Source organism: Arthrobacter pascens (assembly GCF_017052465.1).
GTDB classification, from domain to species: Bacteria; Actinomycetota; Actinomycetes; order Actinomycetales; family Micrococcaceae; genus Arthrobacter; species Arthrobacter pascens.
The window spans coordinates 32512-53098 of record NZ_JAFHKT010000110.1 but is presented as its reverse complement, the minus strand read 5'-3'; the positions used below and the strand labels follow the sequence as shown (position 1 = coordinate 53098).

20 protein-coding genes and 1 pseudogene are annotated in these 20587 nt (G+C 61.5%); 16 read left to right on the top strand and 5 right to left on the bottom strand.

Translation table 11 applies throughout. The features are described 5' to 3' along the window. The first annotated feature begins 712 nt into the window (after nucleotides 1-712). Entirely contained in the window at nucleotides 713-2251 is a 1539-nt protein-coding gene (locus JYA52_RS03785; RefSeq protein WP_205651856.1) for an APC family permease, read from the top strand. A 38-nt stretch (nucleotides 2252-2289) separates the two neighbouring features. On the opposite strand, the gene JYA52_RS23050 is transcribed toward JYA52_RS03785, so the two are convergent. Further along, complete coding sequence (locus JYA52_RS23050; protein ID WP_372433716.1) at nucleotides 2290-2787, bottom strand: putative nucleotidyltransferase substrate binding domain-containing protein; 498 nt, start codon at nucleotides 2785-2787, stop codon at nucleotides 2290-2292. 304 nt (nucleotides 2788-3091) lie between these two features. Then, nucleotides 3092-3679 carry a helix-turn-helix domain-containing protein gene (locus JYA52_RS03775; protein WP_205651853.1) on the bottom strand — a complete coding sequence of 196 codons (588 nt, stop codon included), beginning with the start codon at nucleotides 3677-3679 and terminating at the stop codon, nucleotides 3092-3094. 501 nt (nucleotides 3680-4180) lie between these two features. Here JYA52_RS03775 and JYA52_RS03770 point away from each other — a divergent pair. The 5 genes from JYA52_RS03770 to JYA52_RS03750 all read left to right on the top strand — a co-directional run bounded on the left by JYA52_RS03770 (nucleotide 4181) and on the right by JYA52_RS03750 (nucleotide 8765). Beyond that, nucleotides 4181-5323 carry an ABC transporter ATP-binding protein gene (locus tag JYA52_RS03770; protein WP_240459925.1) on the top strand — a complete coding sequence of 381 codons (1143 nt, stop codon included), beginning with the start codon at nucleotides 4181-4183 and terminating at the stop codon, nucleotides 5321-5323. Then, nucleotides 5320-6228: an ABC transporter permease gene (locus JYA52_RS03765; RefSeq protein ID WP_205651851.1), complete on the top strand. Its 909-nt coding sequence runs from the start codon at nucleotides 5320-5322 to the stop codon at nucleotides 6226-6228. The genes JYA52_RS03770 and JYA52_RS03765 overlap by 4 nt, the downstream gene beginning before the upstream one ends. Next, on the top strand, nucleotides 6221-7171 hold the full coding sequence (locus tag JYA52_RS03760; protein WP_205651850.1) for an ABC transporter permease: 951 nt from the start codon (nucleotides 6221-6223) through the stop codon (nucleotides 7169-7171). Before JYA52_RS03765 ends, JYA52_RS03760 begins: the two co-directional genes overlap by 8 nt. A 23-nt stretch (nucleotides 7172-7194) precedes the next feature. Continuing rightward, the gene (locus JYA52_RS03755; protein ID WP_205651848.1) at nucleotides 7195-8367 is read left to right on the top strand and encodes an ABC transporter substrate-binding protein; all 1173 of its coding nucleotides are present in this window, start codon (nucleotides 7195-7197) and stop codon (nucleotides 8365-8367) included. 68 nt (nucleotides 8368-8435) lie between these two features. Further along, on the top strand, nucleotides 8436-8765 hold the full coding sequence (locus JYA52_RS03750; RefSeq protein ID WP_205651846.1) for a Dabb family protein: 330 nt from the start codon (nucleotides 8436-8438) through the stop codon (nucleotides 8763-8765). Here JYA52_RS03750 and mftR read toward each other — a convergent pair. After that, entirely contained in the window at nucleotides 8762-9352 is a 591-nt protein-coding gene (gene mftR, locus JYA52_RS03745; protein ID WP_205651844.1) for a mycofactocin system transcriptional regulator MftR, read from the bottom strand. The genes JYA52_RS03750 and mftR overlap by 4 nt on opposite strands. 116 nt (nucleotides 9353-9468) lie before the next feature. Between mftR and mftA the strand changes: the two genes are divergently transcribed. The 10 genes and pseudogenes from mftA to JYA52_RS03695 all read left to right on the top strand — a co-directional run bounded on the left by mftA (nucleotide 9469) and on the right by JYA52_RS03695 (nucleotide 18469). Further along, nucleotides 9469-9582: a mycofactocin precursor MftA gene (mftA, locus tag JYA52_RS22910; RefSeq protein ID WP_205651842.1), complete on the top strand. Its 114-nt coding sequence runs from the start codon at nucleotides 9469-9471 to the stop codon at nucleotides 9580-9582. 16 nt (nucleotides 9583-9598) lie between these two features. Further along, on the top strand, nucleotides 9599-9895 hold the full coding sequence (gene mftB, locus JYA52_RS03735; RefSeq protein WP_307869302.1) for a mycofactocin biosynthesis chaperone MftB: 297 nt from the start codon (nucleotides 9599-9601) through the stop codon (nucleotides 9893-9895). After that, on the top strand, nucleotides 9892-11127 hold the full coding sequence (gene mftC / locus JYA52_RS03730) for a mycofactocin radical SAM maturase (protein WP_205651837.1): 1236 nt from the start codon (nucleotides 9892-9894) through the stop codon (nucleotides 11125-11127). The genes mftB and mftC overlap by 4 nt, the downstream gene beginning before the upstream one ends. A 31-nt stretch (nucleotides 11128-11158) precedes the next feature. Then, nucleotides 11159-12361 carry a pre-mycofactocin synthase MftD gene (mftD, locus tag JYA52_RS03725; protein ID WP_205651829.1) on the top strand — a complete coding sequence of 401 codons (1203 nt, stop codon included), beginning with the start codon at nucleotides 11159-11161 and terminating at the stop codon, nucleotides 12359-12361. Next, nucleotides 12358-13110, top strand: coding sequence for a mycofactocin biosynthesis peptidyl-dipeptidase MftE (gene mftE / locus JYA52_RS03720; RefSeq protein WP_205651827.1), 753 nt, complete (start codon nucleotides 12358-12360; stop codon nucleotides 13108-13110). Before mftD ends, mftE begins: the two co-directional genes overlap by 4 nt. Beyond that, on the top strand, nucleotides 13107-13445 hold the full coding sequence (locus tag JYA52_RS03715) for a hypothetical protein (RefSeq protein WP_205651826.1): 339 nt from the start codon (nucleotides 13107-13109) through the stop codon (nucleotides 13443-13445). Before mftE ends, JYA52_RS03715 begins: the two co-directional genes overlap by 4 nt. Then, on the top strand, nucleotides 13442-14851 hold the full coding sequence (mftF, locus tag JYA52_RS03710) for a mycofactocin biosynthesis glycosyltransferase MftF (RefSeq protein ID WP_205651824.1): 1410 nt from the start codon (nucleotides 13442-13444) through the stop codon (nucleotides 14849-14851). The genes JYA52_RS03715 and mftF overlap by 4 nt, the downstream gene beginning before the upstream one ends. A gap of 33 nt (nucleotides 14852-14884) precedes the next feature. Then, nucleotides 14885-16648: a GMC family oxidoreductase gene (locus tag JYA52_RS03705; RefSeq protein ID WP_205651817.1), complete on the top strand. Its 1764-nt coding sequence runs from the start codon at nucleotides 14885-14887 to the stop codon at nucleotides 16646-16648. A 518-nt stretch (nucleotides 16649-17166) separates the two neighbouring features. Then, on the top strand, nucleotides 17167-17313 hold the full coding sequence (locus tag JYA52_RS03700; protein ID WP_205651815.1) for a hypothetical protein: 147 nt from the start codon (nucleotides 17167-17169) through the stop codon (nucleotides 17311-17313). A 79-nt stretch (nucleotides 17314-17392) separates the two neighbouring features. Beyond that, nucleotides 17393-18469: pseudogene (locus JYA52_RS03695) on the top strand (glycosyltransferase family 4 protein). 1233 nt (nucleotides 18470-19702) lie between these two features. On the opposite strand, the gene JYA52_RS03690 reads toward JYA52_RS03695, so the two are convergent. Beyond that, nucleotides 19703-20356, bottom strand: coding sequence for an enoyl-CoA hydratase/isomerase family protein (locus JYA52_RS03690; protein ID WP_307869301.1), 654 nt, complete (start codon nucleotides 20354-20356; stop codon nucleotides 19703-19705). Beyond that, nucleotides 20305-20586 carry an enoyl-CoA hydratase/isomerase family protein gene (locus tag JYA52_RS22760; RefSeq protein WP_205651812.1) on the bottom strand — a complete coding sequence of 94 codons (282 nt, stop codon included), beginning with the start codon at nucleotides 20584-20586 and terminating at the stop codon, nucleotides 20305-20307. Before JYA52_RS22760 ends, JYA52_RS03690 begins: the two co-directional genes overlap by 52 nt. Nucleotide 20587 lies beyond the last annotated feature (1 nt).

The window sequence follows — 20587 nt, the reverse complement described above, 5'->3', positions numbered from 1 at the left end:
TCATCGGAAACCCCTTCCGCGCCACTGCCGAAAAGGGCGAACAGATCTTCGAACGCTTCTCGACCTACCTCGCCGAAGCCATCCTCGAACTCGAAAACGTCAAGGTCAACATCACCCAGCGCGCCTTCGACCTGAAGGCCTAACCTATCCGGCGGACATTCAACTCCGGCACCACCGAAACCTGGTGGTGCCGGAGTTGAAGTCGCGACCACTGCCCGCGGACAAATCCATCTTTTGAACCCCCAGGCACCGCCAGCCAACCGAACGGCGACGTTCTTCTGCACCCACGCGAACGACTGGGGCGGGTCATGCCCTAGGCGCTCTCGACGGCACCGGGGAGGCTAAATTCCTCCTCCTGATAGGCTCGTAATCAGCAAAGCACGAGCCTGAAAGTCGCAAACTCGAGACGAATAGGCAGAGCTGCGTCGACGGCCTGGCCCGCAGAGAGCGCGCGATGAGCTTGCCCTGCCCGCGTCACCCACTTTGCTCGCACCGTCGAGCACCGCGCGCTGATAAACAGTCGTGTGCAGAATCTTAAGAACGCTCACAATGGATCGGCCTTGGATTATCGATGTTCTCGGCTGTAGGAAATGATAAGCGGAACGATACTTTCGACACTCGCTGGAGCCTTCAAACTTTCCCTGGCCAGCGCCGGCCAGCAGCCGGGCCCAGACAACTTCTTATTCAGAGCATCACTATTCGAGGAGGACAGATGTCTCACCCCGACCTTTCGACCGAGAGCACAGCTCACAGTGACGACGACCATCTACGCGCGCTGGGTTATGAGCCAAAGCTGGACCGCAAAATCAACCTGATAGCCAATTTTGCGCTTGGGTTCCTTTACCTGTCGCCGATGGTCAGTGTTGTCGCCATCTTTGGCCTCGGTCTTACGCAGGCAGGCCCGCCCTCCATCTTCTGGATCCTCATCGTCGGCTTGGGAATGTTCCTCGTGGCGTTGGTGTTCGGTGAGATCGTTTCCCAGTTCCCTATCGCCGGTGGCCTCTACCAGTGGACACGGCGGTTATGGAATGGCCGTGCTGCGTGGTTGATGTCCTGGATTTATATCGGCGGAATCACCGTCGGCATCACCAGTACCGCACTGTTCAGCTCCGGCTTCATCGCCAGCCTGCTTTTCGGCACCAATGAGGAACCCTCAGTTGAAGCCACTCCCACCCAAACGCTGGTCATCACTCTCTGCGTTATCGCACTAGCGCTGCTCTTCAACCTCAGCGGCGGCAAGGCGCTGGCACGAATCAGCCAGATCGCCCTCGCCGGAGAACTGATCGGGATTATCGCCGTAGGTCTCTACCTCATGATTTTCCAGCGCAAGAACGACTGGTCCGTATTCTTCGACAGCATGGGCACGGCAGGCGGAGGATCCTATCTGGGAGTGTTCATCGGAGCCTCCCTGGTTGGCCTGTACATGTTCTATGGTTTTGAGGCCTGCGGTGAGGTCGCCGAAGAGACTCCAAACCCTGCCCGCAGCGTTCCCCGGGCCATGATGCTCACGGTCGGCGTGGGTGCGGTGGCCGCCGTCTTCGCATTCGCCGGTTACATTATGGCTGCACCGAACCTGGCGCAGATCGTCAGTGGCCAGGACGTTAACCCGATCCCTGCCATCCTGCAGAGCTCGCTGGGCACCATAGGAATGAAGTGTTTCCTGGTGATCGTTCTGATCTCTTTCCTCGCCGGAGTGATGGGGCAGCAAACAGCCGTCTCACGCCTGGTCTATTCATTTGCCCGCGACGACATGTTCCCGGGCAGCCACCTCATTGCCAAGACCAGCAACTCCCACTTGCCACGCAACGCCCTGCTCATCACGAACATTCTCCCCGTGCTCCTCGTGGTGTACGTGTTTTTCTCCCCTGACGCACTGTTCCGGATTGCAGCCTTCCAGATGCTCGCAGGTTACTGTGCTTTCGCCATCGTCATGACGGCAGCCCTGCGTGCCCGAATCAACGGATGGCGGCCAGCAGGTCAATTCACGCTGGGCCGATGGGGATTCATCGCCAACGTTGGGGCGCTTCTGTACCTGCTCGCCGGCATGCTGATGCTGGGCAAACCAGACTTCAGCAAGGAAGGTCTGCCCTGGTATGACCAATGGATCGCCCTCCTCGGCTTTTCAGTCGTTACCCTGACGGGCCTGGCCTACCTGCTGCTGGCCAAACCAGACCGCCACTCCACCGCCCCCGAAGGCGATGCAATCGAAGTAGCGGAAAAGCTTCGAAGGGGAGTAATGCCGTCAGCATGAGGCTCTGATCCTCCGAGTCCGGTTCCCGTGCAGCCCTGTCAGCACCGATACCTGGTGCCGGCAGGGCCGCATGCGTTAGAGCGGCTGTCTCCGCTGCCCGGAAGCGGACAACTAGAGCCTGTACATAGCCGTAAGCTCTTTACCGCCCCGTTCCTGAACCTGCGCGGTTGCGCGGAATCCGTCCCGAAGGTGACAGCGCGCGTCAGCGGGTCCAGCTGGGCCGGGGCAATAAATGTCTTCAGCGCTTCTGACCGCTTCATACCCAGAATCCGTTCTATCTGTGAGAAGGCTATGTACATAGTGAACGCACTGGTCAGGGTGTCTGCTTCGTCCCGGCTCAGTAATCCGGCGGAGGCGGCACAGTCCAGTCGTTGAACCGTCGAACCGTAGGCATCGCCTGTCCGAATGGCAAGGACTCTGGCCAGCGAAACTATTGGACGCAGCCCGGAACTCTTGAGGTCTAGATAACGCTGGCCCTCACCGAATCGTCCCATAACCGTGTTTCGCACGAATCCCATAGGAGGACGATCCTGCAACGGAGCAGCGCCCGCAGGAAAGGCGGATGAGCGGAGATACGCTCCACGACGTGTTTAGAAACGTGATTGCCCAGGTAGGGCAGAGTGATTGGGCGTGAATCCGCGGCAGTTGATACCAGAACCAGATTTGGGCACGTGCGGATTCCCGATCCAGCGTTTCGATGGCCAATCGCCAATCATCCAGCGACCGGTTGAAGAGCGGGATTGAAGCGTTGGCGCCCTGATCGCACGGGCGAGGTCCACTTGCCGCGAACTCGGCCACGAAGTCGCTGGCCCGATTCATGGCCATGGCACGCAGGACCTGCTAGAAGCTCTTCGGCGTATTGATCCAGATGTACTCAGTGACGGTTTGAGCGACGTTTTCCATGTAGTGCGGAAGCGAGCTGTGGAACCAGATGGAGTCCCCTGGCTCTAAAAAGTAGACCTGGTCGTCGAGCACGACCTTGAGCCGGCCCGAGAGCACCATGCCCCACTCCTCACCCTCGTGCGTGTAGGGTTCCTCTCCGGTTGACGCCCCTACCTCATACCGCCCGTAAATCGCCTCCAGGGCCACGGATTCGGCGGGAGTAGCCAGTTCGAAACGAACTCCTGTAGATGCCATGCCGGAGAGCTGCGTGCGCTCCGCGGACCGGATGACCCGACCCTTGTCCTGGGTCTGTTCAGAGAAAAAGTACGTGAGGTTTGTCCCCAGCGCAGTTGCAATGCGCTTCAGCGTCGAGATCGACGGTTCAACTTTCCCTTTCTCCACGTCGCTGACCAGCGACGCCGATACCCCTGCCTTGGACGCGAGCCCCCTGATGCTGTACTTATACTGCATCCTCAGTTCATGCAGGCGTTCTCCAATGCGATCTGCAGATTCGGCCTCGTCGTCAAGCTCAAAAATGTCGGTCATAGCCGCCCCTTTCGATGTCTGCCCAGCGACCGAGAAATCTCTCGGCGTGAATGCCGGCGCACCGGAGCTGCCAGCTAAATCAGCAGGCCTTGTTCGGTACCACCGGATATGAGTTTATCGCCCTGAAGGACTCGCGGAAAGAGTTCGGCTAGTCCTAGCTCCATGGATATCGAACAGTTTTGGGGATATTTGGCCACCGTGTTCGGTTTGATCGAACAATAAGTCGCGAAAAGTCTTGACGGGTGCCAGTAGCCGAACTTAACGTTGAGACATGAGCGAAGCAAAGATGCTAAGCGGCGTTCGAGCGTATCGAACGTTCAACCCTCGGGTCCTGGCTTGTATCGCGAACAGTGACACGAACACGCCGGGAGTGCCGGTGGCAGAGAACTCGGGGATAAATGCTCACACGGCATCCTCACCCCCAATCACGGGCCTTCCTGCTGAAGGCCAGTCCCGCTAACCCTTCAACTCCGGCCCCCGTCAGCTCCTCAGGAGATATTCATGACCCATCCCATGCAAAACATGCCTGCGGCAGGCGATCTGCCGGCTGAAAGCAGTGAATCGCTGGGCAGCGCCGCACACAATCTGGAAGGCTCTCAGGTGGTAGTGCAGCTCGCCTCAGTCAGGAAGACCTACCCCAGCACCGAGAAGCCCGCGGTGGCTGGCGTTGACGTCTCGATCCGCAAGGGAGAGTTTTTCTCCATTCTTGGTTCGAGCGGCAGTGGAAAGACAACCACGCTCAAGATGATCGCCGGCTTCGAACATCCAACCGACGGCATGATCCTGCTCGACGGGAAGGACGTCACCGGCGTCCCGCCAAACAAGCGCGACGTCAACACGGTGTTTCAGAATTATGCTCTCTTCCCGCACATGACGGTCCGAGCGAACGTCGCCTATCCGCTGCAAATGGCTCGCGTCCCCAAGGCCGAGATCAAGCCACGGGTGGACGAAGCCCTGTCCAAAGTCGCCATGGCCGAGTACGACAACCGCCTGCCCCATCAGCTCTCAGGTGGGCAAAAACAGCGCGTCGCTCTGGCCAGGGCCCTGGTGGGCCGTCCGAAGCTGCTGCTGCTTGACGAGCCCTTGGGGGCCCTGGACCTGAAGCTGCGGGAAACCATGCTCGTTGTGCTGAAAAATCTCCAGCGCAACGTCGGCATTACGTTCGTATACGTCACTCACGATCAGGGCGAAGCGCTGGCCATGAGTGACCGGGTTGCAGTCATGAACAACGGCGTGATCGAACAAATCGGTTCGCCCAAGGAAATCTACCAAAACCCTGCAACCGCCTTTGTTGCAAGCTTCATCGGGAAGACGAACCTGTTCCACTGCGGCCGGGAATCGGCTCACATTGCCCGCATCGGGAACCTTCGTATTGTCGTATCCGCTGAGCTGACTTCCGAAAAGGCAACGGTTAGTGTCCGCCCGGAAAGCATCGAGGTAGGCGGCGCCGCACAACCCTTCGAAAACCAGTTCAGCGCTGTAGTCGAGGAAGTCATCTACTTCGGCCATGAGCAGGAGCTTTCCCTTTTGGTGGAAGGCGAGCCGCTCGTTGCCCGCGTCAGAGGCGTGGACGTACAGCGGGGCCAGAACATCACGGTCGGATGGCCCGCCGAGGCATCAGTCATTGTCGAGGGGAAGCCATGACGACCCTCACCAGGCCACGGCCCGACAAGAGGCTGGGTCCCGTTCCGTCCCGGCCGGCCCCGCGGGACGGCTGGAAGCACAAGCTCCTGGCCGCCCCGGCAATAATCTGGGTCATCGTCCTGGTGCTGCTGCCGAACCTGTTCCTGGTGCTCTACAGCGTCTGGAGCAACGACTTTGGAACTGTCACTCCCGAGTTCACCTTGGAGAACTTCCAGGCGACATTTTCCTCGTCGGTTTTTCAAAGCCTGTTTGGGCGCAGCCTGTTCATCGCAATAACGTCCTCACTGATAGCGACGGTGATCGCTTACGGCGCCGCCTACGTTGTCGTTCGCACATTTGGCCGATACAAAACGCTCGGCGCTTTGCTCATCCTCGTACCACTGTGGGTGTCTTACCTCATGCGTGTGTTCGCCTGGAAAATCATTCTTGGCGAGGAGGGGGTCCTGGCCGGGTTCGCCGGAACCCTCGGCATGAGTGAGGCGTCCAAGGCGTTTCTCTACTCGCAGACCTCAGTGATCATCACCTTGACGTACGTGGCCATTCCTTACGCGTTTCTTTCCGTTTACACCTCACTTGACCGCATCCCCGGGCACCTTCTCCAGGCGTCCGCAGATTGCGGCGCGAACGCATGGACAACGTTCCGTCGCATCGTCTGGCCACTCAGCCGGCCGGGGGCAGCTGTGGGCTTCGGCATCGCTTTCGTACTGACATTCGGTGACTATGTCACGCCAGCAATGGTCGGTGGCCTGGAGGGAACCATGCTCGGCTCGCTTGTACTGCAGCAGTTCGGAGCAGCCAACAACTGGCCCATGGGAGCGGCAATCGGCCTGACCATCGTCGCCACCGGACTCGTCGTCCTGGCCATTGTGTCGTTGTTCACGAGATTGGAGACACCCCTTGACTGACCATGCGGGCACCGCCCGACGCCAACCGCGGAACCTCGCGTTTATCGGCACAGCCTTCGGCCTCCTCGGTCTGGGGCTTGTGTACCTGTTCCTCTACCTGCCGCTCATCGTGACTGCGTTGTTCAGCTTCAACGACAGCCGGATCCAGACGCTCCCCATGGTCGGGCCCACCCTGCGCTGGTACCAGGACCTGTTCCAGGACCCGCAGATGATTTCCGCGATCCTGTACAGCCTCCAGGTAGCCTTCACCGCCGTTCTGATCAGCATCATTGCGGGGACAGTCTTTGCGCTCACCTCCCACCGCGTCAGGATTCGGGGAGGGAAGCTGCTGGACCTCCTCCTGACCAGCCCTCTCGTTGCACCCGGCATGGTGCTGGGCATCTCCTTCCTGGCCGTCTTCAATTACGCGAAGATCAACACCGGCTTCTGGACCATCGTCATCGGACACACCGCCTTCATCACCCCGCTGGTCATGTTCCTGGTCCTTCAGCGCCTCAAAGTCGCTGACCCGTCACTGGAGCAGGCGTCCTTTGACCTGGGCGCTGGAAGGATCGCTACCTTCTGGCACGTCACCCTGCCGGGCATCCGTGCCGCACTTGTCGCTGCGGCCCTTCTGGGCTTCACCATGTCCATGGATGAAATCGCAGTGACATTCTTCCTGGCCGGCACCGAGCCGACCCTGCCCGTGTACGTCTGGGGCCTGGTGCGGTTCGGCTTCACACCCGAAGTCAACGCAGCGTTCACGCTGATCGGAGGCGGTTCCCTGACCTGCATCGCACTGGCAGGCATGATCCTGTGGTTCAACGCCCGCAAGCGCGGAGCAAGCCTCACCTCAAACCTGGTCGAAGCAGCCGAGGAACAGGACCTGGCGCGCGAACTCGGCCATGCCGGCACGGGGCCCATCCCCGCTCCTGGCGCCGTGGAACCGGCAACCCATCGATAACACACCATATAAGAGGACACAAAATGCGTAAACATGCATCACTGAAGCTCATCGCGGGTGCAATAGCGGCGTCCGTGGCCATGGCGCTCACCGCGTGTGGTGGGCCCAGCGGGGGGGCCAGCACCGAGAACCAGACCCTGAACGTCCTGTCCTGGGAGACCTATCACGACAAAAAACAACTGGACGCCTTCACCGAAAAGACCGGCATCAAAGTCAACGTCGTCAACGTCGGTTCCCCCGATGAGATGTTCGCCAAGGTAAAGTCTGCGCCGTCCCAATGGGACCTGGCTCTTGTCACGTCAGGCTGGTACGACAACTACACCAATGCCAACCTGCTGGAGCCCATCGACAGCGCACGCGTGACAGCCCTGAAGGACATGAAACTTGGCTTCGACTGGCAGGCCGCTGCCAGCAGCAAGGACGGAAAGCTGTACGGAGTGCTGTACAACTGGGGCAACCAGCCCCTGGCCTGGACAGACGACGCCGCCCTTGCCTCCCCGGCCCTGAAGAAGTACCAAGACGATAAGGGACAGTTCAACGACTGGAACGTGCTGTGGGACCCGGCCCTGAAAGGCAAAGTCTCCATCTTCGATGAATCCCAAGCGGTCCTTAACATGGTCGCCCTGACACTGGGCTTCGAGGACCCGTTCAACCTCTCGGAGGAGCAGTTCAACCAGATGAAGGCAAAACTGGCGGAACTCCGTCCCCAGATCAAACGGCTGACCAGCGGATTCAACGACCAGACCGACCAGCTCGCGGGCGGTGAAGCCAGCATCGCCTACCTGAACAACATCGCCAGCCTCAAGGCTGTCAAGGCGGCCGGAAAGACCCTGCATGTCAACAACATCATCAAGCAGGGCGTGCCGGCCTGGAGCGACAACTACTCCATCGTAAAGGAAGGCGGCTCCAAGAAGCTGGACGCCGCCTACGAGTTCATCAACTACACCCAGACCATGGACTGGCAGTCCAAATTCGTCACAGCCAGCGGAAACAACGGCATCCTCGACTACCAGCAGGCAACTTCGGCCGAGGCAAAGTCCGCCGGAGTCACGGATGAGGTGCTCAGCGCGACCCTGATCCCGGCCACCAAGGACGGGGATGCGTTCTTCTCTAAGATGAAGTTTGGCCAGACACCTGAGGACGCCGGCAAGCGCGTTCAGATCTGGAACGAGTTTAAGCTCGGCCTGGGCAGCTAAACAACACAAAAGGTTGCTTCGGGGCGGATCCGCCCCGAAGCAACCTTTTCCTCTTAAGGAGATCCATGATGGGTGAGACCCGTTTTGTCCGCCATATTGCCTTGTTCCGCTGGAAGGAAGGAGCGCGTCCGGATCCGGACAAAGTTGCCCGCGAACTAGCGGCCATAGCGGAGGGAACGAATGCTCTGCATTTCGAAGCGGGTCCTGCGTTGGGCCTCGGACACCCCACCTATGACTTCGCGGTAGTGGCCGACTTTGCTACCGCCGAGGACTACCTTGCCTACCGCGAGGAACCCAACCACCGCAGCTACGTCAATGATGTGCTGCGCCCTGCCGCGGCCGATGTCGCGGCCATGCAGATCGCCTCCCAGGTGAGCGGGGATTCCAGGGACGTTTAGCGCAGATACGAGCGGAGCGCTTCCATTTCCAGTTGCAGGATGCGGGTCAGGTCACTGCCGGGTTCACGAAGCCACTGTTCGTATGATGAGACCGCCAGTGCCAGACTCACGTGGCCGGCAAGGCGGGGCAGCAGCGCGTCCGGCTCCACGTCCAGCCGCGCTGCCACGTAGTCCTCGATGACGCCCCGCCACGCGGCGTATCTGAGGGCGGAGTGGGCCTGGAGCGTCGGTGTGCCCAGAATCAGCCGCATCCGTATCCGGTGCTGCGGCAATGACTGCTCATCAAAGTCATTGAAAGCCACCACACAACCGTGAACTGCTTCGGCAACCGGCACGTCCGATGGAACATCGGCCAGCTGCGCGGCAAAGGCGCGCAGGCTTTGGTCGAACTGGCCCCACGGGATGTCGTTCTTCGACGGGAAATAGCGGAACAGGGTGCGGCGGCCCACGCCGACCGCCTCCGCGATCTGCTCCATCGTCGTCTCGTCAAAGCCCTGTTCCTCAAACAACCTAAAGGCGGCACGCTCAATCGCGCCGTGGTCCGTGACGGCCCGGCGGCCTGGGGAGCGGTTCGTGGTGGCGGTCATCGTGAGATCAATTTAGCAGTCTTTCCAATCCCCCTATCTTTTTGGCGCTGAGTGCCATTATTCTGATTCGTACATCCTCCGGACCGTTCGGAGAACCCTTAGGACAGGAGAAAACCGTGGAATACGTAAACCCGAACCTCGAAAGCGCAGCCTCCGAGGACACCGCAGAGTTGGTTATCGAAGACCTCGTCGAGGACGTGTCGATCGACGGCATGTGCGGCGTCTACTAAAGACCACGGCAGACCCGTGAAGACGACCAGCACAGACACCATGCGCGACGAGGAGTGGAGGCTGTCGCCGGCGGTCGCGCTGAGGCCGGAACCCTTCGGCGCCATGGCCTACCACTTCGGCAACCGCAAGCTGACGTTCCTCAAGAGACCGGAGCTCGTCCGGGTGGTCCAGTACCTCCAGGACAGTGAGACGGTGCGGCAGGCGCTGTCCCAGGCAGGTGTCCCCGAATCCCAGTGGCCTGCCTACATCGGCGCGCTGCGCAGTCTCGCGGCCACCGACATGATCCGGCCCAGTGAAGGACAAGACCAATGACCGACGTCATCAGCACACCCGTAGCGCGCCCGACGGGCGGATCCCTGGTGGACCAGTTCGAATTCGGGCTCGACGCACCGATCTGCCTGACATGGGAGCTGACCTACGCCTGCAACCTGGCATGCGTGCACTGCCTGTCATCCTCGGGACGACGCGACCCGCGCGAACTGACAACGGAGCAGTGCGAGGCCGTGATCGACGAGCTGCAGCGCATGCAGGTGTTCTACGTCAACATCGGTGGGGGAGAACCGACAGTACGCCCGGATTTCTGGCATCTGCTGCAGTACGCCGTCGACCATCAGGTGGGCGTGAAATTTTCCACCAACGGCATCCGCATCGACAAGGAAAAGGCCGCCTTCCTCGCCTCCACCCCCTACGTCGACGTCCAAATATCCCTCGATGGCGCCACGGCGGAGGTCAACGACTACGTCCGCGGGCCCGGGTCGTACGACACAGCCATCCGGGCCCTGAAAAACCTGAAGGAAGCAGGTTTCAAGGACGCCAAGGTTTCGGTTGTCGTGACCCGGCAAAACGTCGGTCAGCTCGATGACTTCAAACGGATCGCCGACGAGCACGGTGCCACGCTGCGGCTGACCCGCCTCCGTCCCTCCGGACGCGGCGCCGACGTATGGGATGAACTTCACCCCCTGCCCGAACAGCAACGCACTATCTACAACTGGCTCATCGCCAACGGCGACAACGTCCTGACCGGCGACTCCTTCTTCCATCTGGCACCCTTTGGAGAGAGCCTGCCGGGGCTGAATCTGTGCGGCGCCGGCAGGGTCGTGTGCCTGATCGATCCTGTCGGTGACGTCTACGCCTGCCCCTTCGCGATCCACGAAACCTTTCTCGCCGGGAACGTCCTGAACGAGGGAGGTTTCAAGGAAGTCTGGCAGGAATCGGCCCTGTTCACCGAGCTCCGCTCACCGCAGACCTCAGGGGCGTGCACCAAATGCGCCTTCTTCGACAGCTGCCGCGGCGGCTGCATGGCGGCCAAGTTCTTCACCGGCTTGCCGCTGGACGGCCCTGACCCGGAATGCGTTCAAGGCCACGGCGAAGCCGCCCTTGCCGGAGACCGCAACCGTCCACAGCCCAGCCAGGACCATTCACGTGCCGCCCTCCCGAAGCGCGCACAGCCCGTCATGGTCCAGCTCAGCCTCACGCGGCCGGACATCACGGCCCCACCTGTATCGGCCTGCGCCGCCAGTCCACTGGCCGGCTTCCAGCCCTAGCCACCATACGCAAACACTCTGAAAGGCAAGCATGTTTAAGAATCCCTGGGCGCAGAACCCCTGGTTCGAGTCCGTAGCCGAGGCCCAGCGCCGTGCGAAGAAGCGGCTCCCGGCATCCGTCTACGCCGCCCTTGTGGCCGGCTCGGAACGCGGCACCACGCTCGATGACAACACCGCCGCCTTCGGCGAACTCGGGTTCGCCCCCCATGTAGTCGGCCAGCCGGCACAACGTGATCTCGCGACCACAGTCATGGGCCAGCACATTGGCCTTCCCGTCATCATCTCCCCGACCGGTGTCCAGGCCGTGCACCCGGAGGGTGAAGTGGCGGTTGCCCGCGCCGCTGCCGCGCGCGGAACCATCGTGGGACTGAGCTCCTTCGCGTCCAAACCCGTGGAGGAGGTCACGGCCGCGAACGACAAGACTTTCTACCAGATGTACTGGACCGGAACCAGGGAGCAGATGGTCAGCCGCATGGACCGTGCACGGGCTGCAGGCGCCAAGGGTCTCATCATCACCACGGACTGGTCGTTCTCCATGGGAAGGGACTGGGGCAGCCCGGAGATCCCCGAGAAAGTCAATCTCAAGGCCGCTGTCAGGCTCGCCCCGGAGGTTGCCCTGAAGCCCCGGTGGCTGGCGTCGTTCGCCCGTAACCTGCCTGACCTCACCGCCCCCAATCTCGCCCCGCCAGGGGAGAAGGGACCCACCTTCTTCGGCGCATACTACGAATGGATGCAGACCCCTCCGCCGACGTGGGAGGACATCGAATGGATGGTCACCGCCTGGGGAGGGCCCGTCATGCTGAAGGGCGTATGCCGCGTCGATGACGCGATGCGAGCCGTCGACGCCGGCGTCACCGCAATCTCGGTGTCCAACCACGGAGGCAACAACCTCGACGGCACACCGGCCCCCATCCGTGTTCTTCCCGCAATCGCCAATGCGGTAGGGGACCAGGTGGAGATCGTGCTCGACGGCGGCATCCGCCGCGGCAGCGACGTCGTCAAGGCGCTGGCCTTGGGGGCACGCGCGGTGATGATCGGACGCGCCTACCTCTGGGGGCTTTCCGCTAACGGACAGGCAGGAGTGGAAAACGTCCTCGACATCCTGCGGGGAGGCATCGACTCTGCTTTGATGGGTCTGAGTGTCCCCTCAGTGCAGGACCTCCGGCCCGAACACCTTGTCATTCCTCCCGGGTTTACCCGCGAGCTGGGCCTCCCTGCGACAGTCCGGGCATGACTCTCACCCAGCACGGACTGGGGGATCTCACCTGGCCCGACATTCCCGACAAGCCGATGGTCATAGTGCCTGTTGGTTCCACGGAGCAGCATGGACCCCACCTGCCCTTGGACACGGACACCGTTATCGCCACGGCCGTAACCGCCGCCGTGGCCGATGCTGTGTCCCTAAGAACCAGAGAACGGGTGTTGGTAGCACCTGCAATCAGCTACGGATCCAGCGGAGAGCATCAATCCTTCGCCGGCACGGCCTCCATCGGGTTCGTGGCCCTGCGGTTCCTTGTCGTCGAGCTGGTCCGGTCCCTGTCAGCCTGGGCCGGGCGCGTCGTCCTCATCAATGCCCACGGCGGAAACGTCGCCGCCCTCGCGGCGGCCGTACGCCAGCTCAGGGCAGAGAATCGTGACGTCGCCTGGTTGCCCTGTGTCACCGACGGCGGGGATCTCCACGCGGGACGGATGGAGACTTCGCTGATGCTTCACCTCCTCCCGGACACTGTCAAGGCGGAAAGAGCCGTGGCGGGGGACATTCGGTCTTTAGCGGATATTCTTCCGGACCTGAAGGCACACGGTGTCCGCGCCGTTTCGCCCACCGGAGTGCTGGGCGATCCAGCCGGCGCCTCCGCCGCAGAAGGACAGCGTTCACTGGAGCTGATGGTCGAGGACGCCCTCCTGCGCATTTCACAAGGGGCCGCGGATGTTCACGGCATGCTTGCCGTGCATGAGCGGGCGACCGAGCGGATGCCGGCATGAACGGGTTTCCTCAGCACGCCGGCAACGAACCGCCGGCACCGCAGGACATCGAAGCGCATGAGGCTCCGATGCCGGGCGAGTACCCGGTTGAACCTCCCGCGGGACATCCGGAATGGCACACTCTCGAGGGCCAGCTTGTAAAAGTGCAGCGCAACGGCCGGACGTACCGGCAGGCGTGGGTGGATGCCGCCATGCCCGACGGGTCCGGGCTGTGGCTGGCGGCGCTGGGCAACGCCGGCAGGGAACTGATCTGGCAGGGCGACGGTTTCACGGTCCACACCCTGGAAGCACGGGCGCTTTCCCCCTGCTCCCCAGGCAACCGGGGGATCAAATGACTTCCCAACCAGAGCTCGTTACGGGAACCACCGTTAGGCTGAACCGGCGCGTCAAGATTTCCGGCGGCGGCAGGGAACTCATCGGCGGCTCACCGACCCGGGTCCTTTATCTGTCGGAAGCAGCCAGCCGAATGATCGTGAACAGGACAGTTTCGGTCACTGACGCCGGCACCGGCCTGCTTGCCGACCGCCTCCTCGAAGCGGGTATGGCCGACCCGGTACTCACGTCCCTGCCGGACCTTGACCTCTCAACCGTCACTGTCGTCGTTCCCGTTTACGGCCGCCCCCTTGCCCTGGACAGACTGCTCACCAGTATCGGAAGCCGACACCGGGTCATCGTGGTTGATGACTGCTCGCCGGAGCCGGAACCCATCAAGGCAGTGGCAGAGAAGCACAATGCCCAGCTCTTGCGGCTGGCCGTCAACGGCGGCCCGGCACGGGCCCGCAACGAAGGCCTCAGACACGTAGCTACACCGTACGTGGCCTTCGCCGATTCGGACGTTGTCACCGACACGAACACCATCGCGCTGCTCCTGAAGCATTTCAATGACCCCCACGTGGCCCTGGCAGGCCCCAGGGTGCTCGGTCTGGATGACGGCGGAGGAATGAACTGGATTGAGCGGTATGAAGAGGCCAGGTCCTCGCTTGATCTGGGCATCTACCCGGCCACAGTCCGTCCGCGGTCGCCAGTTTCATGGCTTCCGGGGGCTTTCCTTCTCGCCAGAACGGACGCCATGGGGGAAGGATTTGCTTCCGGCAGCCGGGTGGGGGAGGACGTGGACCTCGTCTGGAGGCTGGTTGAACAGGGCTGGCGGGTGCGCTTCGAACCCGAGGCGAAAGTTTGGCACGAGCACCGCCAGAGCGTTGTTGACTGGCTGTCCCGAAAGGCCTTCTATGGAACTTCCGCGCACGTCCTGGCCCTCCGGCATTCCGAGGCGATAGCACCAGCGGTCTTTGCACCTTGGTCGGTTGCGGTTGTGGCCGCCATCCTGTTCCAGCGTCCCTGGTCGGTCCCGGCGGCAGGGGCAGTCACCGCCCTCGCCGGATGGCGGATCTCAAGGAAGCTCAGCCGAAGCAAGCACCCAGTCCGGGTAGGCGCGGGCCTGACGGCGCGCGGGCTCATGGCAGCACAAACACAGACTATGGCCCTCTTGGTCCGCCACTGGTGGCCCCTGGCCGTAACCGCCAGCATCTTCTCCCGCAGGCTCCGTCGCGCGCTCCTCATCTCTTGCCTGGTTGATGCCCTGTGGGAGTACCGCCGCACCCGCCCCCAACTCGATCCCTTCCGGTTCGCCCTGGCACGCCGTCTCGACGATATCGCCTACGGATCCGGTGTTTGGTACAGCGCCCTGAAAGGAAGATCCCTGCGGTGTCTGCTGCCCGATGTAAGGAGAAACCCCAAATAGCACATCGGGGCAGGGCCTCGGCCCAGGAACATCATGGAGGCCGCCGACTGGGCTCATGAAGGTGAACAATTGAAGGACCACGCGATGAAGTACGACGTCCTGGTGGTGGGAGCCGGCGCAGCAGGGGCCCCACTCGCAGCGCGGCTGAGCGAGGACCCCGACCGCTCGGTGCTGCTCCTGGAAGCCGGGCCCGTCCCGGCGAACCCGGAAGCCTTCCCGCCGGAACTGCTCAATGCCGGCACAGTGCAGGGCGCCATGCCAGGCCACCCCAACAACTGGTCATTCATGGGCCATCTCACACCCGATCGGCCCTACTCCATCGCCCGCGGACGCATCCTCGGCGGCTCAACGGCGATCAGCGGCACCTACTTCATCCGTGCGAGAAAAAACGACTTTGAGAAGTGGTCCTCTGGAGGAAATGACGAATGGTCCTGGCCCAAGGTGCTGCCCTTCTATCAAAGACTTGAGGACGATCTTCAATTTGGGCGGATGGAAGGGCACGGCCAGGACGGTCCAATGCCCGTCTCCCGTCCCCGGCAGGACCATCCCGCCACGATTGCGTTTGCACGGGCAGCCGAAGAGGCCGGATTCCCATTGGAACCGGACAAGAACGATCAGGCTGAGCCCGGGTACGGCCCTATGCCAACCAACAGCGTTGACGGGTTACGGATCAACACGGGTATGGCTTACCTCAACCCCGTTCGGTACCGGCGCAACCTCACCATTAAGGGAAACACCTGCGTACGTCGGGTGTTGTTTGAGGGCAACCGTGTAACGGGCGTCGAAGTCATCCGCCACGGCACGCTCGCCACCATTCAAGCCAACGAAGTCGTTCTCGCGGCCGGAGCAGTCAAGACACCACACATCCTGCTTCTTTCCGGGCTGGGACCCAAAGCGGAGCTGGAGCGCTTTGGCGTGCCTGTCGTCAAGCACTTGCCGGGCGTCGGAAAAGACTTCAGCGATCACCCCAGCATCGCCCTTGGCTGGAGGCCCAAGATACCCTTGATCGACTACCGTACGCCGCAGTCCATGGCGGGCGTCCTAAACTTCACCGCCACCGGCTCCTCATGCCCCGGCGACCTCGAGATACTCCCGCTTCTCAAACCCATGGGCTATATGCTGACCGGATATCCTGACAACGCAGGCATGGGAGCGCGCGAGCTGATTCCACACAAAACAGGCTTCCGGAAAGCTATGAAGGGTGTTTCGCCGGGCGAGTTCACCCAACACGTGCTTCACCAGGACGACCTTGCTTTCCTCGTCTCCCTGCAAGCTGAGACATCACGCGGAACGATAACCCTGGAATCAGCGGATCCCGACGTTCCTCCACGCATCGACTTCAACTACCTGTCCACTGGGACTGACGTGCGACGGATGCGTGAAGCAGTCCGTGTTGCCGCTGGGCTCCTTCAGTCGCCGGCTTTCGAGCCCATATTCAAACAACTTACAGATCTGACAGAGGACATCCTGAAAAGCGATGACCGCCTCGACCTCTGGATGCACGCGCATCTCGGAACGGCTATTCACCTTTGCGGAAGCGCCAAATTCGGCGCCGCAGATGACCCGTATGCTGTCGTCGATCAGTACGGCCGCGTGCACGGGGTGACCGGGCTTCGAGTAGCCGACACGTCCATTTTGCCCACCGCCCCGACCCGAGGCCCTGCGGCCACGGCCATCCTGATAGGGGAGAGGATAGCCGGATTCATCCGCAGCCAACAGAGGACCTTCTCCACAGGCTGCAGCGACACCCTGGCCTCCGCTGCGGTTTCCAGGGGGTCTCTCGGCGGCCCAAGTTAGTGGCGAGTCCGATGGCCCGCTGTCGGGCGGCAAAAAATTCCTTGTTTGCTCCCTGACTGGACCGTAAAGTGATCTCAAGCATATTTATGGCACCGTATGCCAAAAGCTGCGAACTTTTATGGCACCTCGACGGTGAGCTGCCAGCAATAGTTAGGAATAAAGCGATGTCTAGTCTCTTCATGGCTCTTTTCGGAATCTTCCTTGTTCTGCTCGCGCTCGGCATCTGGCGGCTGCACGCCACATCTGAGCCGACTCGCCCGCTGGGAACGGTCCTGCTTTCAAGCAGGCCCCATGATTATGCAGTCCCTGGAAAGAGTGTGGCTCTCTTGGTGGCTGCCGCCGGCTTGTTCATTATCATGCTGTCAGTTGTAGGCCTCTAGCTCTAGCGAGTCTTCGGAGGCATCATCGTGACGAACCTGGACGCGGTAATAGTTGGACTGTTCCTAATGGCGGCGGCTGTTGTAATCCAAACGGTGCATAGGCGTACCGGACGGGCAAGAGCGGGCAAGAACAGACCGGTGGCCGACCAACCCATCCTCTACCCCATCTCAGCCCGATCCGCGCCTGACCTCGTCGAGGTCTCTCCTGCCGCTGCTGCAGGTTTCCTCGCCGCGGCGGGGGTCATTGTCCTCCTTGCGTCTGCCCTGAACCTGGTGCCGGTTTGAGGGCCGCCGTCCTGCTTCCGTCCAAATGCCGGCTAGGAAATGACCCCGTCCTGCTTGCCTTCCTTAGGGACCATCCCGCGTGAAGATTGTGATTGACGCTCGTTTTACCCGGACGGATCACCACGATGGGATCAGCCGCTACGGCGCCAGCCTCATCGCCGCCGCGGCCAAAATCGCCGATGTGTCGATGCTGATCAGCCATCCCCGGCAACTCGCGCTGCTTCCCGACGTCCCGTACACGCTGATCAGCAGCCCGCTCTCCCCGGCGGAGCCTTTCGTGGCACGGCAGGTGAACCAGCTGAACGCCGACGTCGTGGTCTGCCCCATGCAGACCATGGGTACATGGGGCCGCAAGTACGGCCTGGTGCTTACCCTGCACGACCTCATCTACTACGAACACGCGGCACCCCCCGGCTTCCTGCCCGCCCCGATCCGGATACTCTGGCGCCTGTACCACAAGGCGTACTGGCCGCAGCGGGTGCTGCTGAACCGTGCCGACGTGGTGGCCACCATCAGCAGGACCACAGAAGCCCTGATGGCCAAGTACCGCCTGACCAGCCGTCCGGTGCGCATCATCAGCAACGCGCCGCAGCCGGCCCAGCAGTCCCGCGACCCCGAAACGGCACCGGATAAGACGCTGCTCTATATGGGCTCGTTCATGCCCTACAAGAACGTCGAAACCATGCTCGCAGGGATGGCCGAACTGCCTGACTACACGCTGTACTTGCTCAGCCGGATCACACCGCACCGCCGCGCCGAGCTTGAAGGGCAGATCCCTTCCGGGGCCAACGTGGTGTTCCATAACGGGGTGACCGACGACGAGTACATGGAACTGCTCAAGCGCACCACCGCGCTGGTCAGCCTGTCCAAGGCCGAAGGCTACGGCCTCCCGCTGGTGGAGGCCATGGCGCTGGGCACCCCGGTGATTGCCAGCGACATCCCGATCTTCCGCGAGGTCGGCGCCAACGCCGCCTCCTAGGTTGACCCACAGTCGCCCACGGCATTTGCGGTAGCCGTTCAGGAACTGACCGACGTGGATCACTGCCGGGAGGCCTCACGTCAATCGATGGCCCGCGCCGGGGAGTATAGCTGGGACCAAGCTGCCCGCCAGTTGGTGGCCACCGCAGCAGAAGCAGCAGCCCTGCAGCGTAGGTGACGGTTGGAACCGGTCAGCATCACGGCCCCAAGGACTTACGGCGGACCGGGGGCCGGAGCGTCACAGAAATCATGCCTTTACCAGCCTGATTAGTTTTAGTGGAACCAGACCGGCCAAAGAAGCGGTTCGCCTTTGACATCTGCGTCCCAACAGCTGAGCGGTTCCGACTTTCCAGAGCCCTGTGAAAAGCGCCACGAATCGTGGGCAGGAAACCGCCCCTTTTACAGGCGCTCCCCACGCATTTCCAACGCCGAAATTCGGCCTTCCGTCACAAAACGGAAGCGCTCCGAATGCCGCCGGTGGGCAGTGGCACTTTTGCCTGACGGTTTCGACACTACGTGGCCTTAGTGCAGCCTGATTGCTAACGGCTCCCGGAACGAAAGGGGCCGTCCCTGTGAGGGAAGACAGGGGTCAAGTGATTCGACCCTTCTGGGAGGCGGCTGGCGCGGCACCGCTTGTTGGGTCGCCGGAATGTGGCAAAAAGAGACTGTGGACATTGTCCACACTCTTGGCTTCGGACTGGGTCGTACATCGGTCGGATTGGGCCGGATTCGGTATGTTTTCGGGAGTTCCCAAGTGTTTGCGGGGGTTGGAATGCGGTTCGAGTCCCACCTCGGGCACAGTGTCTCCGCAGGTCAGAGGCTTTCTTGCTGCTGACTGTGTACAAGGCTTAACTTGTGGGCCCCTTCGGGGGCCATTTTTGTTGGTGGCCGTTGCTGGGGCCGGGGGCCTCCTTGCCTAGTTGGATCGTCGGTTTGTCGTTCGATACCAGTTCATGGGCGTTCATGGCTCTGCCAACATGATCCGGGAAAAATACGGTGCGGCCTTCTTTGTTGCATCGTCGTTGGCTGTTCACCAGGGTCCTCCTGACCGGCTACTGGTGGCTGTTCTGCTCGTTCATGGTGGGTGCGGTGGAGGATGACATGACCTGCGCCCAACCGGTAGGAAACCGGAGTCGCTCCCGCAGGCAGTCCGATAGCGACCGCCAGCGGGGCAACGTTGGTCTACGTTGTGGCCCATGATGCTCACCGCCCGTCTTCCATGGATCGAGGCTTTATCCGTCCATGACCGTCCATGGGTGCCGTCGGAGTCGAGTACATGACGCTGTGACTTTTTTGCCGATGTCCGGAAGCGAGGTACTGCTGCTTGGCTGGTCTTTCATGTCTGTTCATTGCCAGCCTGTTGTCTGACTGCATGACGGAGCGGCGTCAGGTTGGGGTGTACTTCAACGCGTCAACTGAGGAGAGAAGTGCTATCCGGTAGTTTGCTGCAATCGCAGCGCTGACTAAACGCCCCAGCGCGCAAGCAGCCTGCCGACGCCGTGATGTGAGACTGTCGATCCTCTTCTTGAGACAGGTCTCGAGGCACCTGTACAGCCTTCAGAGACAGACTTCGCCGGACGGAGGTCACCGCCGAAGACGGAGAAAACCATTTCTGAGCACTTTCAGTGCTCCCGATGGACATGCCGTCGGGTGACAACTGAAGGGAACGGGATTGTTCCCAAGCGGGGTTGCGGTCCTTGTCGACGACCGCGGCTCGCACTCCTTCTATGAAGTCTGCGGTCTTGATGACTTGCCGCGTCAACTGCATTTCCAGTGCGAGGCAGTCGCGCAGGTTGCGCTGTTTGCCCCACGCGAGCAGGTCGTAGGTCAGTCGCAGGCTCTGGGGCGAAAGCTTGCGCAGGGTATTCCGGGTATCTGAGGCCCAGGGCCCGGGGATGGCGGCCAATCTCTCGTCGATGCCATTGAGCGTAGGGGCGCTGTAGCACCAGTCGATATGCGACCGTTGGCGGGCCAGGTCGCTCTCTCTTCCCGGGGTTCCCGGTCCGAGGGAGCTCAGGATCTGGTCGACGGGCATATCGGGCCTGCATGCCAGGGCTGCAGGCACGGAATTATGGTGCTGCTGTCAATGAAGTGTGTGGCCAGACCAGCATAGATCGCATCTGCCGCACTGATTCTGACTCCCGTTAATCCCAAGTACATGCCCACTGCGCCCGAGAGACGCGGCAGGAAGTAGCTGGCGCCGATATCGGGGAAGAATCCGATCCCGGTTTCCGGCATCGCCATGCTGGCGTTGCCGGAAACTACGCGGAAATGACCCTGGACCGACAGGCCCATG

What these genes read in the sequence shown, in the direction of transcription:
- JYA52_RS03785 (WP_205651856.1), top strand. Translation starts at nt 713, where the DNA reads ATGTCTCACCCCGACCTTTCGACCGAGAGCACAGCTCACAGTGACGAC.
- JYA52_RS03775 (WP_205651853.1), bottom strand. Translation starts at nt 3,679, where the DNA reads ATGACCGACATTTTTGAGCTTGACGACGAGGCCGAATCTGCAGATCGC.
- JYA52_RS03770 (WP_240459925.1), top strand. Translation starts at nt 4,181, where the DNA reads ATGACCCATCCCATGCAAAACATGCCTGCGGCAGGCGATCTGCCGGCT.
- JYA52_RS03765 (WP_205651851.1), top strand. Translation starts at nt 5,320, where the DNA reads ATGACGACCCTCACCAGGCCACGGCCCGACAAGAGGCTGGGTCCCGTT.
- JYA52_RS03755 (WP_205651848.1), top strand. Translation starts at nt 7,195, where the DNA reads ATGCGTAAACATGCATCACTGAAGCTCATCGCGGGTGCAATAGCGGCG.
- JYA52_RS03750 (WP_205651846.1), top strand. Translation starts at nt 8,436, where the DNA reads ATGGGTGAGACCCGTTTTGTCCGCCATATTGCCTTGTTCCGCTGGAAG.
- mftR (WP_205651844.1), bottom strand. Translation starts at nt 9,352, where the DNA reads ATGACCGCCACCACGAACCGCTCCCCAGGCCGCCGGGCCGTCACGGAC.
- mftC (WP_205651837.1), top strand. Translation starts at nt 9,892, where the DNA reads ATGACCGACGTCATCAGCACACCCGTAGCGCGCCCGACGGGCGGATCC.
- mftD (WP_205651829.1), top strand. Translation starts at nt 11,159, where the DNA reads ATGTTTAAGAATCCCTGGGCGCAGAACCCCTGGTTCGAGTCCGTAGCC.
- mftE (WP_205651827.1), top strand. Translation starts at nt 12,358, where the DNA reads ATGACTCTCACCCAGCACGGACTGGGGGATCTCACCTGGCCCGACATT.
- JYA52_RS03715 (WP_205651826.1), top strand. Translation starts at nt 13,107, where the DNA reads ATGAACGGGTTTCCTCAGCACGCCGGCAACGAACCGCCGGCACCGCAG.
- mftF (WP_205651824.1), top strand. Translation starts at nt 13,442, where the DNA reads ATGACTTCCCAACCAGAGCTCGTTACGGGAACCACCGTTAGGCTGAAC.
- JYA52_RS03705 (WP_205651817.1), top strand. Translation starts at nt 14,885, where the DNA reads ATGGAGGCCGCCGACTGGGCTCATGAAGGTGAACAATTGAAGGACCAC.
- JYA52_RS22760 (WP_205651812.1), bottom strand. Translation starts at nt 20,586, where the DNA reads ATGGGCCTGTCGGTCCAGGGTCATTTCCGCGTAGTTTCCGGCAACGCC.